Consider the following 12,714-nt stretch of genomic DNA (forward strand, 5'->3'; position numbering starts at 1 on the left):
CGCCAAAGGAAGTGCAATGTCGAATACCACTTCGGCTGTCAAGGCGGGCGGAACGGGTGAAACCGTGTTTTATCGCTACATGCTGGAAATCGTGCTGATAGTGGTTGCCGTCATGCTGGCGTTCTGCGCGCCCGGGTTTTCGACCTTCTCCAATCTGCTCAATGTCATGCGCGCGATCTCGATGCTCGGTATCGTCGCGTGCGGGATGACCGCCGTCATCATCTGCGCCGAGATCGACTTGTCGGTGGGATCGGGCATGGCGCTGGCAGGTTGCATCCTCGCGTGGGTCGTCGGCGCCTGCACGCCGATGGTGGGCAGCGTCGCCGCGGTCATTCTCGGCTCCTGCGCCGCCATCGCGGCCGGCATGGCGTGCGGGGCGTTCAGCGGGATGATGAAAGCAAGCTTCAATGTTCCGACCTTTATCACGACGCTCGGCCTGTTCGCCGCATTGCGCGGCGCCGCGAATCTGATCACCGGCGGCTACCCGCTCGCCACGTTTCCGGGATGGTTCGATTTCATCGGCAACGGTTCGCTATTCGGCTTGCCCTTCCCGGCCTTCGTGTTCGTCGCGGTCGTGCTGATCATGCATTTTGTCATGAGCTATACGACCTTCGGCCGCGCGGTGTATGCAGTCGGCGGCAATGCGGAGGCGGCCCGCCTGTCGGGCATCAAGGTATCTTGGGTCAAGACCGCGACGCTGGTGCTGACAGGCGGCCTGTCCGCGCTGAGCGGTATCCTGATCGCGTCGCAGATCGGCTCAGGAACGGGTACGACAGCGACGGGCATGGAGCTCGACGTGATCGCCGCGACCATCATCGGCGGGACCAGTCTTTTCGGCGGCAAGGGACGCATCTGGGGTACCTTCATCGGCGTATTGTTTCTCGGCGTGATCGGCAATGGCATGACGCTGATGAACGTGTCCGAGTACTGGCAATATGTCGTGCGCGGTGCATTGATCGTCGGCGCGGTCATGCTCAGTCAGGTGACCGATAACCGCCGACGTTGATTTTCCCGCAGCCTTGCGAACCGCGAGCGAGCAATGCCGCTTGCGTATTCGCAGGACCGGCGGCACGACCCTTCGAAGTCCTTCTCCGTGACGGTTCTCGCGTATCATTTCTCCGCACTCTGCATTAACCCGGACGCATCATGGAGCCCATCGAACGCGGTACATCGCTTACGGAAACCGTCGCCGCCAAATTGCGCGCGGCCATCGTCAGCGGCGATTATGAACTCGGTCAGCCTTTGTCCGAGCGGATTCTGGCGGAGATCCTACACGTATCGAAGACGCCCGTGCGCGAGGCCTTGTCGCTGTTGCGGATGGAAGGCCTCGTAAAAGTGCTGCCGCAGCGCGGCGCGACTGTATTTCTGCCCAGCGAGGACGAAGTGCGCGAATTATGCGAGCTTCGTCAGGCGCTCGAATGCACGGCCGTGACGCGTGCCATGCAGCGTGACTGCGAAGGCTTTGCCGACAAGCTCGACGAGATCGTGCAGAAGATGACCGCGGCGCGCGCGAAAGGTAAAACACGCGTCTACCTTGAATGCGACACCGCATTCCATCAGTGCTTCTTCGATTTTTGCGGTAATCAGTTGATGGCGAGCACGTACGCCCTTCACAGCGGAAAGATCGCCGCACTGAGAACACATCTCGCAGTCAGGCCGATGCACACGGATCTCAGTTTTGATGAACATCGGCAGATTGCGGAAGCCGCGCGCGAGAACGATATCGACCGCATCCTCGCGCTCATCAATACGCATATCGATCGGACGCGGCAAAGCTTTACGCGTATCGTTGATTCGATACAAGCCGGACCGCAACCCCGTTCGGAAATCACGCACGGCCGTCAGCGCGGCTCGTTTGTGTCGCGGAGCAACTAGCTTGTTGCAGTCATATAAGCCAGCGCATTGGACTTCGTCACATCGACGCCCTGGCCTGGCTTGTACAAGCCGGATCCGAGTCCGAAGCCGCTCGCGCCCGTTGCGCGCAGCCAGGCAATGTCCACGGGCTGCACGCCACCCACGGGAATCAGCGCGGTTTCGCGGGGCATCACGCTGCGCCACGCCTTCAGTACGCTCGCGCCCAATTGCTCGAACGGAAACAGCTTGAGCACGTCTGCACCATTCTTCAGCGCCGCGAACGCTTCTGCCGGCGTAGCGACGCCGGGCGCTGTCATCATGCCGCGCTCGCGCGCCGCCGCGATGATCACGGGATCGCTGTGCGGCATGACGATCAACTGGCCGCCCGCTTCTTCGACGTCACGCACGTCCGCCGCACGCAAGACGGTTCCGGCTCCGATGATCGCATCGGCGGGCAACGCGTCGCGAATCGCGCGGATGCTGTCCAGCGGACGCGGCGAGTTGAGCGGTACTTCGATGACACGAAAGCCCGCCTCGTACAGCACCCTCCCATGCGCGGCTGCTTCGCGCGCTTCTATACCGCGCAGTATCGCGATGAGCGGACAGGTTTCGAGCGATCCGGTTAGCCGGGCGCGCGTCGTCTCGCGAGAGCGATGGTTCGTCGGTGCTTGCATGTTCGCTGTGTTCATCCTGACTTAACCGGCACGCGAGGTCGACAGCAGACCCGCATCGTGAGCGATGTGAAAGAGCCCGTGTTCCGTCGTGCCTTGAAGCACGCAAACATCGGTACAGCCGAGGCGTTCGAGCGCCAGTTCGTATCGGCGGCACAGCGCACGCTCGCCGATCAATCCGAGCGTCCAGTCGGCAAGCGTGCTGTGTTCGCTCGCAAGGTGACTCGACAATCCAAGCAGTTCATGCGCGATGAGCAGCCCCGACAGATAGTCCGCCTGTTGCTCGGCCCGCAAGTCGCCGGTTAAGCCGAGCGTGCGTGAGCTGAAGATCGTCGCGAGCATGCCTGCGTCGCCGCAGTTCCTGGCGGTATCGACGCCGCGTAGGAACGCGGCCTCGTCGGTGCCCGGACGCGGATGCATCGTGCGTCCGAGGATGGTGTAATCGCGCAAAACCCCGAACACTTCGCCTGTCATGAATGTAAGGAAGCGTTCGATGCTTCCATCGACGACGAACGCCCATTTCGCGTGCGTACCAGGAAGGCCGATCAAGGTCCTGCCGCCATCGGCGAATTCCGGATGCGCAACGAGCGCACCGAAAATCTGCGTTTCTTCGCCGCGCATCACGTTCGGAAGCCTGCTCCGCTCGATGATTCCCGGCACGATATGAACCGCCACGCCGCGCGACGACTTCACCGTCTTGAGTCCGCCGCTCAATGGCGCGCAATTCGCGGGTGCGGTCACGTAAGGCGCTTCGGCCCAGCCTTGCGCGCTGCCGATCATGCCTGCCGCGATGACCGGCACTTCGCGCGCGGTCAGCCAGTCGCCGCAGATGGCTTCGAACGCTTCGTCGAATCCGCCCGCCTCTTTCGGCTTCGGCAAACGCATGATGCCGTTCGTGGACTGGCGCGTATCCATGACGCCGCCCACCGCGTCGAACAGATAGGCGCGCAATGACGAGGTGCCCCAGTCGAGACCGATGAGCGCGGGGGAGCCGTGGGATTCAATGTGCATTCGAAAGTCCAAGAACAGGTGCTTTGCTATTCATCGCGCGGGCTTCGCAGCGCGAGCCCGTCTCAGCGATATCAGGCCACGAGGTAGCCGCCATCCACCGGTACGATCGATGCCGTCATGAACGACGCCGCCGGCGTGCACAGAAACACCGCGACCTGCGCGACCTCTTCGGGCGTGCCCCATCGCGCGAGCGGCGTGCGGCCGAGAATAGCCTGCGAGCGGGCATCGTCGTTCTGTAGCGCCTGCGTCAGCGGCGTGGCGATCCATCCCGGCGCGATCGCGTTCACGCGGATGCCGTCGGCCGCATAAGCGATCGCGAGCGACTTGGTCAGCTGCGCGACGCCACCCTTGCTGGCGCTGTACGCCGGCACCAGGCCGCCACCGAAAAAGCTGAGCATCGACGCCGTATTCACGATGCATCCAGACGATTTCTTCAGCAACGCGCGCGCGGCCGCGCATGCGCGCATCGTGCCGTTGAGGTTAATATCCAGCACCTTTTCGAACACGTCGACCTCGTGCTCGTCGCCACGCCGGATCACGCCCGCGCAATTGACGAGCATATCTAGGCGTTCGAATCGGCCGATAACTGCGGTGACATCTTCAGTAGAACAGACATCGAGCGATACCTGTTCGACGGCTGCATCGAGCGTATCGGTGGCGCCTTCAGGCTGGGCCAAGCCGGCCGCGATGACACGCGCACCGAGTTGCGCAAGACGGTTGGCGATCGCCGCCCCGATTCCCGACCGGCCGCCCGTCACGAGGGCTACCTTGCCATCGAGAATATTCTCTTTGAACGTCATATGTGTTCCGGATGTTGTGAAGCTGTTCATTTGATTGCAATAACCATCAGGTTCGTTGTACTACAAGACGGACGCGTCTCGAAACGTCAGAGTGAGCGCTTGCTTAACGGATGAACTGATCGACGTAATCTTCGCCCAGCCCGACCGATGCATAGTGCTTGCGGCACATGTCGATCTTCGTGAACACGTCTTCGTACCCGGTGTAGTTGCCATACGGATCGCAGTAGAACATCACGCCGTTGACCTGGAAATACGTGATCATTTCCTCGACGTCTTCGGGCACGTAGAGCGTGTGCGTTTCGCCCGGCGGCTCGTACACGTAGCTGCCTTCCGTGGCGGTCCATTCGTGTTCGAGATATTTCCAGCGGCCCTTGAGCACCATGCCATGCACGCCCTGCGGATGACGATGCCGGCTGAGCACGCCTGACTTGCGCACGCGCAACAGGTTCATCCAGTAACCCTGCGACGCGTTCAGGCAAAGCGGACGGAACGACACGTTCTCCGCTTGCGGAACCCACACACGCTCGTCCTGCGGAATGGCGAACGGCACCACTACTTCCTTCTGCGCTTCCTTCGGGAAAGGAAGTTGATACGGCGTCATGGGTGAATACTTTTCGACGATCTCAGCCATCACTAACTCCTTGCAGTTTATGGGGAATGTCTTGTAGCGAAGTGCTTAACATCAGTGCGATGCCTGCACCTCACGTGCAATGCCGTCGAGCAGATGCCCGACATCGGGCGCAAGCTCGCCCGGTCCTGGCGTGAAGCGATGCTGCACGGCGCCGCGGTTCGCGCGAAGCTCGTCGATAGAACACATGCCCATCAGGGCCAAGGTCAGATCGGTCTCCGTGCGCAGCAGCTCGATCGCCTGGCGCACGCCCTTGCGTCCCGATGCACCCAGTCCGTAGGCATACGCGCGGCCCAGCAGGACTGCATCCGCGCCCAGTCCAATGGCTTTTACGATGTGACTGCCACGCCGTATTCCGCTATCGAGCAGCACCTCGGCGCGGCCCGCGACGAAGCGGGCAATCTCGGGCAACATGGAGATGGACGAACGTGCGCCGTCGAGCTGACGTCCACCGTGATTCGATACGCAAACGCCGTCCGCCCCGCCGTCGAGCGCGCGGCCGGCGTCCTGCACCGACAACACGCCCTTGACGACAAGCTTGCCGGGCCATTCGCGGCGTAACCAGGCGAGGTCGGACCAGCTCATGCTCGCATCGACGTTCGCGGACAGATACGCGGCCTGCGCCATCAGATTGGCGGGCACGCCGGCCTTACCCTTGACGTTGCCGAGCAATAGGCGGCCATGCAGACCCATGCGCACACACCACGCGGGCCGCGACATCAGGTCGACGATTGTGCCGAGCTTTAGCGACGACGACGTACGAAAACCATTACGCGTGTCGCGCTCGCGTACGGACGACACGTTCGTGTCCGCCGTGAGAAAGAGCGTCGTCACGCCGACCTGCCGCGCGCGCTGCATGATTTCGGATGCAAGTTCGCGGTCCTTAAAGACGTAGAGCTGCATGGACAAGCCGCTCGGCATCGCGGCGCCCACTTCCTCGATCGAATTGATGGAGAAGGTGGAGAGGCACATCGGAATCTTCGCGTCGCGCGCGGCGTGCGCGGCCTGCACTTCGCCGTCGGGCCAGAACGATCCGGCGAATCCGACCGGCGCGAGCATGGCGGGCATCGAATAGCGCGCGCCGAGGAATTCGGTCGACAGATCGCGCGTCGAGAGATCGACGAGCACGCGCTGCTCGAGCGTGCACCGGTCGAAGTCTTCTGTATTGCGCGCCAGCGTACGCTCGGAAAACGCGCCGCCGTCGATGTAGTCGAAGAACATCCGAGGCAACTTGCGCCGCGCTTCGCGCCGCAGGTCTTCAATGTTGGAGATGGTCATGGGCGCGTGACCTCGCTACGCCCTTTCGACGTGAGCGTAGACGTCGTCTTCGGGCCGATAGCCGAGATACTCGATCGCGCCGCTCAGATCCCAGTCCATGTCCTTGTTGTTCGAAACACCGTTGACGACGATCGACTGCGAAGGCCATGCGTCGCTGGACGCGAGCACCGAGCGAATGAACAACTGGTCGAGATCACGATTTGACAGCCACATGTTGCGGAACCATCGCAAGGTGCGGCGGGCTTCATCGTCTAGCACGGTCGTGTCGGACGTCGATGCGGGCGAGCCCGAGTGCGTGATGTCGCGCGCGTTGTTCTCGCCGGTGAGCGCCCAGCCCACTCGCACGGACACGGTGCTCAGTTTGCCGCCTGCGAGTTCCGCCACGGACGCGCAGAGCTTTTCGCCCATCACCTTGGCCGTGCCGTAGGCGAGCGAATACAGTTCGCGTTTGCCGTCGTGCCATTTCGTTCCCGGCGCGGTGGCGATGTCCGTGGTCAGCAGCCCCGGCCCCATCTTCGCGGCGAGCGGCATGTCCTTGTAGGCACCCACCGTGTGATTGGACGATGCGAACACGAAGCGCCCCACGCCAGCGCGGACGCATTCCATCAACAGATTCGAAGTCATGTCGTAGGACGCCATCGAATCGAGCCATGACGAATCCGGCACGGGATTGAGCGCGGCGAAATGAATCACGGCATCGACTTCGTCCATGGCGCGCGTCCATTCGCCGGCGCGTTGAGTCAGATCGCCCTGAACCAGACGAAGGCGCCTGCGGGCGACTTCGGAGAACTTCGAATAATCGCCGCTGCGGTCGATACCGATGACCTGCTCGCACCATTCGGCGCGGGTCAGCGCCTCAACGACCTTCTGGCCCAGATTGCCGCCGGCGCCGGTCACCATCACACAGCGAGGAATAGGTTGATTCATGCTGCCATTCTCCTTAGATGAATTCCATGCAGACTGCCGAGGGAATCGCGTGCGTATGCCCCGTGTCGGTCAGCGCGCCGGTTTGCTCGTCGATCGAGAACACGCGGATGAAGCCGTCGTCCTGCGTAGCGGCAAGCAGAAAACGCCCGTCCGACGACACGCGGATATCGCGCGGCGTCCTGCCGCCGACCGCCCACGTTCCGATCGGCTCGAGCGTGCCCTGCGCTTCGTCGATGCGCGCGGCGAAGACGGAGTCGTGTCCTCGATTGCCGACATACACAAACTTCCCCGACGGATGCAAACGCATGCCGCCTGTCGCGCTTTCCTGATCGAACGACTCCGGCAATGTCGAAACTTCGCTCACCGGTTGCGCGTCGTGATCGCCGAGTGCGTACATGCGAACCGTCGAACTCAACTCGTAGTTCACGAGCATGTGCGTGCCCGAGCGCGTGAAGGTGAGATGACGCGGACCCGCGCCGGGAGCGGCGTGTAGCATGAGATCGGGCGTCGGCTCCGGCTCCCCGTTCGCTTTCAGCCGATGCCGCACCACGCTGTCAACGCCGAGATCCGAGAGATACAGATGGCGTTTGTCGGGGCTGACGAGCGCGCAATGCGCATGCGGGCCGTCCTGACGTGCGGTGTTCGGGCCACGGCCTTCGCGCGTCAGCACGTGCGGCTCGCCGGAAGGAACGCCGTTCGCATCCAGGGCATAGGCGAGCACTTCCCCGGTCGCATAGTTCGAGACGAGCAACATGGAGAGATCGCTATCGACCGACACGTGACACGGCCAGCCGCCAGGCGTCGCAAGGTCGTGCAAAAGTTCGAGCGCGCCGTTTTCCGGATCGAGTTCATAAACGCCGATGCCCGGCCCGTCTTTCGAATCCACTTCGCGCACGGCATAAAGACGCTTGCGGTCCGCGGACAACCCGACATACGAAGGATTGACTGCCGCCTCAACCGAGCGATCGCGCAGCTTCCCGGTGGCGGTATCGAAGCCGAGTACGTAGATTCCCTTACCTTCGCCGTTCACATGCGGCATCGGCAACGTATAAGTACCGACGACGAGCAACGCTTCCTTGCCCGGCTCTTTCATCTGTCTTGTCTCCTTGATTAGTTCGATCCGGCGCGCCCGACTTACAGCACGCCGCCGCTATTGCGAATGTTGTTGATCATCTTCTCGCGCGTCGACGCGAGGTGCTGGCTGATTGCGCGTTCCGCCGCCGCTTCATCCCTTGACGCGACCGCCTTAAGGATCGCGAGATGTTCCGTGTGCACGCGCTTCGGCGGCACCAGTGGCCGGTAGTAGTGGCTGCGCATGATGTGCATGTAGATGTTCAGATTCTCGTAAGTGATCTTCATACGCTGGTTGTTGCACGCATCGATCAGCGTGTTGTGGAACGCGCTGTCGGCGAGCGAAAACGCCAGGTAGTCCTTGAACTCGCTGTCGGACATGAATCCGCTCATTTCGTCGATTAACGCCCGCATGCGTTTGGTGACCTGCGGATTCTCGGGGCTGTGAATGACGAACCGCGCCGAATAGAGCTCGAGCGCTTCACGAACCTGGAAGATCTCGACCGCATCTTGTTCGGTGATGCCTTTGACAAAGGTGCCCCGCCGTGCCCTGACCTCGACGAGACCATCCGACGCCAGTCGCTTGATGGCGTCCACCACCGGTGTGCGGCTGACCTGCAACTCGAGCGCAACCTCATCCACGTTGATCTGCTCGTCGATCTTGATCGCGCGACTCAGGATGCGCGCCCGCACGGCGTCGTACACCTGATCGGTCAGATGGGTGTGCTGAATCGGTGTAAAACCGCGGCTCATTTGCACTGCTCCTCTCATTCATTTGCGACGGTCCGTCGCAGATGTTGTTGACATCAACATCTAACATGTGAAATATTACACTACACAACGAGCGCTGCCAAGCAACCGCGAGGTCAACGCAAAAACGCAGTACAACCCCGGAGACAACGAAACATGAAGCAACCCAACGCCTTCTTCTTGCGCGCCATCGTCGCAGCCGTGCTGTCCCTGACTGGCGTGGCAAGTCAGGCTGCACAGCCGGTTCTGATGCCGGGCGCCATCGTGCGCGAAGGCACTAATCCGATGACTGCGCCGAATCAGTATAAGAAGGCGGCGCCCTGGAAAATCGGCTTCAGCATCTGGGGTTTCGGCAACACCTGGATGACGCAGATGGTGCATGAAACTGACGCGGAAGCGGCCAAGCACAAGGAAATCGCCAAGGTCGTTTTCGCCGACGCCAACTCCAAGCCCGCCAAGCAGATCGCAGATATCGAAGACATGATCGCGCAGAAGGTCGATGCGATTATCATCGCACCGGTGTCATACACCGCGCTCACACCGGTCATCAAGAAGGCGGTCGCGGCGGGTATTCCCGTGATTGTGCACTCGACCGAAGTCGATACGGACGCCTACACCACTGAGATTCAGGGCGAATCGCTCTACTTCGGGCAGGTAGGCGGCAAGTGGCTGGTCGATACGCTGCACGGCAAGGGCAATATCTGGGTGCTTCGCGGCCAGGCCGGCATCGCGGCCGACACCATGCGCTACGACGGGCTGCGCAAGGCACTCGCGGGGTCGAATATCAAGATCGCATCCGAGCAATACGGCGACTGGTCCTACAACAAGGGAAAGCAGGTGTGCGAGTCGCTCATGCTCTCCAACCCGAATCCGGACGGTATCTGGTCTTCGGGCGGCGATATGAGCCGCGCCTGTATCGAAGTGTTCAAGGAATTCGGTAAGCCCGTTCCGCCCATCACCGGCGAAGGGAACAACGGCTTCATGCGCGCCTGGAAAAACAGCGGCGCAAATGCAATGGCGGCTGTGTTTCCGTCCGAACAAGGCGCGGCCGGCATTCGCGCGGCGGTGGCGTTACTCAATGGCGAGTCGCTGCACAAGCGATACGTACTGCGCCCCGACCCGATCACCAAGGCCAATTTCGACAAGTTCTTCCGGCCCGATCTCAACGACAACTACTGGGCGCCCAGTTCGTTGCCCGAAGCCGATCTGAAGAAATACTACGGTTCGAAGTAAGCGGCGGAGACACGCGTCATGGAAACGTTAGTCGCTGCAAGTCACATCACGAAATTGTATGACGGCGTGCCTTCGCTCGTGGATGTCGGCATCACGGGGAAGGCCGGTTCGATTCACGCCGTCACCGGTGAAAACGGCGCGGGCAAATCCACGTTGATGAAGATCATCGCCGGCGTGGTCGCGCCGAACGAAGGTCAAGTCACGGTGCGCGGCAGGCCGGTGCGGTTCTCGTCTCCGCTCGACGCGCTCAACGCAGGCATTTCGACCGTATTTCAGGAGTTCTCGCTTGTCGGCAATCTCACCGTGGCCGAGACGATGTTCCTCGGCCGCGAGCCGAAGCGCGGACTGTATGGCGTAGACCGCAGGCGCATGGAGGAAGAAGCGCGCGCGGCACTCGGCTATCTCGGCCTGAAAATCGATCCGCGCCGGCTGGTGAGTTCGCTCACCGTGGCCGAGCAGCAGTCTGTCGAGATCGCGAAGGGTCTGGCCGTCAGTGCGGACATTTTCATCTTCGACGAGCCGACCGCCGCGCTGAACACGAAAGATGTGGAGCGCATCGAGTCGCTGCTCCTCAAACTGCGTGATCAGGGCAAGTGCATCTTCTACATATCGCATCGGATGCGGGAAATTTTCGACCTGTGCGATACCGCGACGGTCCTCAAGGACGGCAAGCTGGTCGGCTCATACGCCACCGCCGATCTGAACCCCGACCGTCTGCTGTCACTGATGGTCGGGCGCGATGTGGAGCACCTCTATCCGCCGCGCGCGGATTATCACAACGGCGCGGCGCTGAAGGTAAGCGCGCTGAGCACCGCGCCGGGCCGCACCGGCGTCGACTTCGATGTGAGACGCGGCGAGATCCTCGCGCTCGGCGGACTCGAGGGTCAGGGACAACGCGAAATCGTGCGCTCGCTCGCGGGCGTGGCGAAAGGCTGCACCGGCAAGCTGCAATTGCAGCGCCGTTCGGGTGCGTCGATCTCCTTCCGACCGCGTGCGGGCGTGCGCCTCGCACTGTCGAACGGCCTCGCCTTCATGCCAGAAGACCGCAAGGGCGAAGGCCTCTATCTCGACTTGCCAATTCGCGAAAACCTGACGCTCGGCGTGCATCAACGCAAGCAGCCGTGGGCCATCGCGCGGCCGCTCGCGGCGCTCGTCAAGCGGCTCTCCGACGAACTGCGGATACGCGCGGCCAGCCCGGCTCAAGCAGTCGTCAGCCTGTCGGGCGGCAATCAGCAAAAGGTGATGCTCGGGCGCTGGATCGCTATCGACGCCGATGTGCTGCTGATCGAAGAGCCGACGCGCGGCGTCGATGTGGGCGCCAAGGTCGAGATCTACAACGCGTTGCGCACTTTTTGCGAGCGCGGCGGCGCAGTGATCTTCACGTCGCGCGAGTTGCCCGAAGTGATCGGCCTGGCCGACCGCATTCTCGTTGTCAGCGACCATCGGATCGTCAAGGAAATCGACGGGAAGGACGCCACGGAAGAGGACATTCTTCAGGCGGCCGTCGCCCGTACCGAAACGCTTGCAGGAGCCACAGCATGATTCAGCGCCTCACTTCTCTCCGGGCCGACCGCACCGGCGGGCAATACGTGTCCGGCGCGCTGCTGGTGTTCGCGATCGTGGCGCTGGCGGTCTCGTTCGCGAGCTTCCGGACGCCGCAGAACCTCGGCAACCTCATCGTGCAGGCCACACCGCTGATGGTCGTCGCGCTCGGACAGACCTTGCCGATCCTCACCGGCGGTCTCGACCTGTCGGTCGGTGTCGTGATGAGCCTGTCCACGTGCATTCTCGCCACTACCAACTCGCCCGCGCTCGGGATCGCGCTCACCATCCTGAGCGCCGCGCTCGTCGGTATCGTGAACGGTGTCGGCGTGACGCGCTTTCGCGTGCATCCGATCATCATGACCTTGTCCACCGGAACTGTGCTGCAAGGCATCGTGCTTCTCGTGCAGCCGTCGCCCGGCGGCAGTGTCTGGCCGATGATTCCCGCAGCCGTCGGCAACTCCGTGATGGGCGTACCAATCGCGCTTTTGTGGGTCGCGCTGGCAATTTGGTTTGCATGGTCGCTGCTGCATCGCTCGCGGCTTGGCCTCCATGTCTACGCGGTCGGCGGCGGCGCGGACAACGCGGCGCTTGCGGGCGTCTCCGTCATGCGCACCACCATCGCCTCCTATGTAATTTGCGCACTATTCGCGGCCGTCGCCGGCATCTTCCTCGCCGGACGCATTTCCTCGGGCGATCCGTGGGTCGGCGCATCGTACGGACTCGACTCGGTGGCCGCCGTCGCGCTCGGCGGCACGCAACTGAGCGGCGGGATCGGCGGGCCGCTCGGCACGGCGTTCGGTGCGTTGCTGTTGAGTATATTAGGCAAAGCCAAGAATAAACTGCAGATCAGTCCCTTCCTAATGTCGGTGGTCAACGGCGCACTGCTGCTATTCGCGGTCTGCCTGCGTCGCCGCAAAGAAATCGGAATCTAAGTCTGGAAACTAAC

Annotated in this window: 13 protein-coding genes; 5 read left to right on the forward strand and 8 right to left on the reverse strand. The window is 62.0% G+C overall.

What is annotated here, in order from left to right; all coding sequences use genetic code 11:
* Positions 1-16: 16 nt before the first annotated feature.
* Together QCE58_RS32315 and QCE58_RS32320 are read left to right on the forward strand one after the other, a co-directional pair.
* Positions 17-1,006, forward strand: a complete 990-nt coding sequence (locus QCE58_RS32315) for an ABC transporter permease (protein ID WP_250518734.1) — start codon at positions 17-19, stop codon at positions 1,004-1,006.
* A 140-nt stretch (positions 1,007-1,146) separates the two neighbouring features.
* Complete coding sequence (locus QCE58_RS32320; RefSeq protein WP_309780989.1) at positions 1,147-1,875, forward strand: GntR family transcriptional regulator; 729 nt, start codon at positions 1,147-1,149, stop codon at positions 1,873-1,875.
* On the opposite strand, the gene QCE58_RS32325 is transcribed toward QCE58_RS32320, so the two are convergent.
* The 8 genes from QCE58_RS32325 to QCE58_RS32360 form a co-directional block, all read right to left on the reverse strand.
* Entirely contained in the window at positions 1,872-2,528 is a 657-nt protein-coding gene (locus tag QCE58_RS32325) for a 2-dehydro-3-deoxy-6-phosphogalactonate aldolase (protein WP_309780992.1), read from the reverse strand. The two genes, QCE58_RS32320 and QCE58_RS32325, sit on opposite strands and share 4 nt — an antisense overlap.
* A 21-nt stretch (positions 2,529-2,549) precedes the next feature.
* Positions 2,550-3,536: a 2-dehydro-3-deoxygalactonokinase gene (locus tag QCE58_RS32330; protein WP_309780993.1), complete on the reverse strand. Its 987-nt coding sequence runs from the start codon at positions 3,534-3,536 to the stop codon at positions 2,550-2,552.
* A 71-nt stretch (positions 3,537-3,607) separates the two neighbouring features.
* Entirely contained in the window at positions 3,608-4,336 is a 729-nt protein-coding gene (locus QCE58_RS32335; RefSeq protein WP_309780994.1) for an SDR family oxidoreductase, read from the reverse strand.
* 103 nt (positions 4,337-4,439) lie between these two features.
* Complete coding sequence (locus QCE58_RS32340) at positions 4,440-4,967, reverse strand: 2,4'-dihydroxyacetophenone dioxygenase family protein (protein ID WP_244797755.1); 528 nt, start codon at positions 4,965-4,967, stop codon at positions 4,440-4,442.
* A gap of 51 nt (positions 4,968-5,018) precedes the next feature.
* A complete protein-coding gene (locus QCE58_RS32345) occupies positions 5,019-6,242 on the reverse strand; it encodes an alpha-hydroxy acid oxidase (RefSeq protein ID WP_309780997.1) in 1,224 nt (407 codons plus the stop codon).
* A 15-nt stretch (positions 6,243-6,257) separates the two neighbouring features.
* Entirely contained in the window at positions 6,258-7,169 is a 912-nt protein-coding gene (locus tag QCE58_RS32350; RefSeq protein ID WP_309780998.1) for an NAD(P)-dependent oxidoreductase, read from the reverse strand.
* 13 nt (positions 7,170-7,182) lie between these two features.
* Positions 7,183-8,262 (reverse strand): lactonase family protein, encoded by a 1,080-nt coding sequence (locus QCE58_RS32355; RefSeq protein ID WP_309780999.1) that lies wholly within the window; start codon positions 8,260-8,262, stop codon positions 7,183-7,185.
* Between the two features lie 41 nt (positions 8,263-8,303).
* On the reverse strand, positions 8,304-8,993 hold the full coding sequence (locus QCE58_RS32360; protein WP_309781000.1) for a GntR family transcriptional regulator: 690 nt from the start codon (positions 8,991-8,993) through the stop codon (positions 8,304-8,306).
* Between the two features lie 153 nt (positions 8,994-9,146).
* On the opposite strand from QCE58_RS32360, the gene QCE58_RS32365 reads away from it, so the two are divergent.
* From QCE58_RS32365 to QCE58_RS32375, 3 genes are read left to right on the forward strand one after another with little or no spacing between them, the layout of a single operon-like run.
* Entirely contained in the window at positions 9,147-10,223 is a 1,077-nt protein-coding gene (locus tag QCE58_RS32365; RefSeq protein ID WP_309781002.1) for an ABC transporter substrate-binding protein, read from the forward strand.
* A gap of 18 nt (positions 10,224-10,241) precedes the next feature.
* The gene (locus QCE58_RS32370; protein WP_309781005.1) at positions 10,242-11,765 is read left to right on the forward strand and encodes a sugar ABC transporter ATP-binding protein; all 1,524 of its coding nucleotides are present in this window, start codon (positions 10,242-10,244) and stop codon (positions 11,763-11,765) included.
* Complete coding sequence (locus QCE58_RS32375; protein WP_309781006.1) at positions 11,762-12,700, forward strand: ABC transporter permease; 939 nt, start codon at positions 11,762-11,764, stop codon at positions 12,698-12,700. The genes QCE58_RS32370 and QCE58_RS32375 overlap by 4 nt, the downstream gene beginning before the upstream one ends.
* Positions 12,701-12,714 lie beyond the last annotated feature (14 nt).

The sequence above is a fragment of the Caballeronia sp. LZ028 genome, from assembly GCF_031451415.1.
GTDB lineage: Bacteria > Pseudomonadota > Gammaproteobacteria > Burkholderiales > Burkholderiaceae > Caballeronia > Caballeronia zhejiangensis.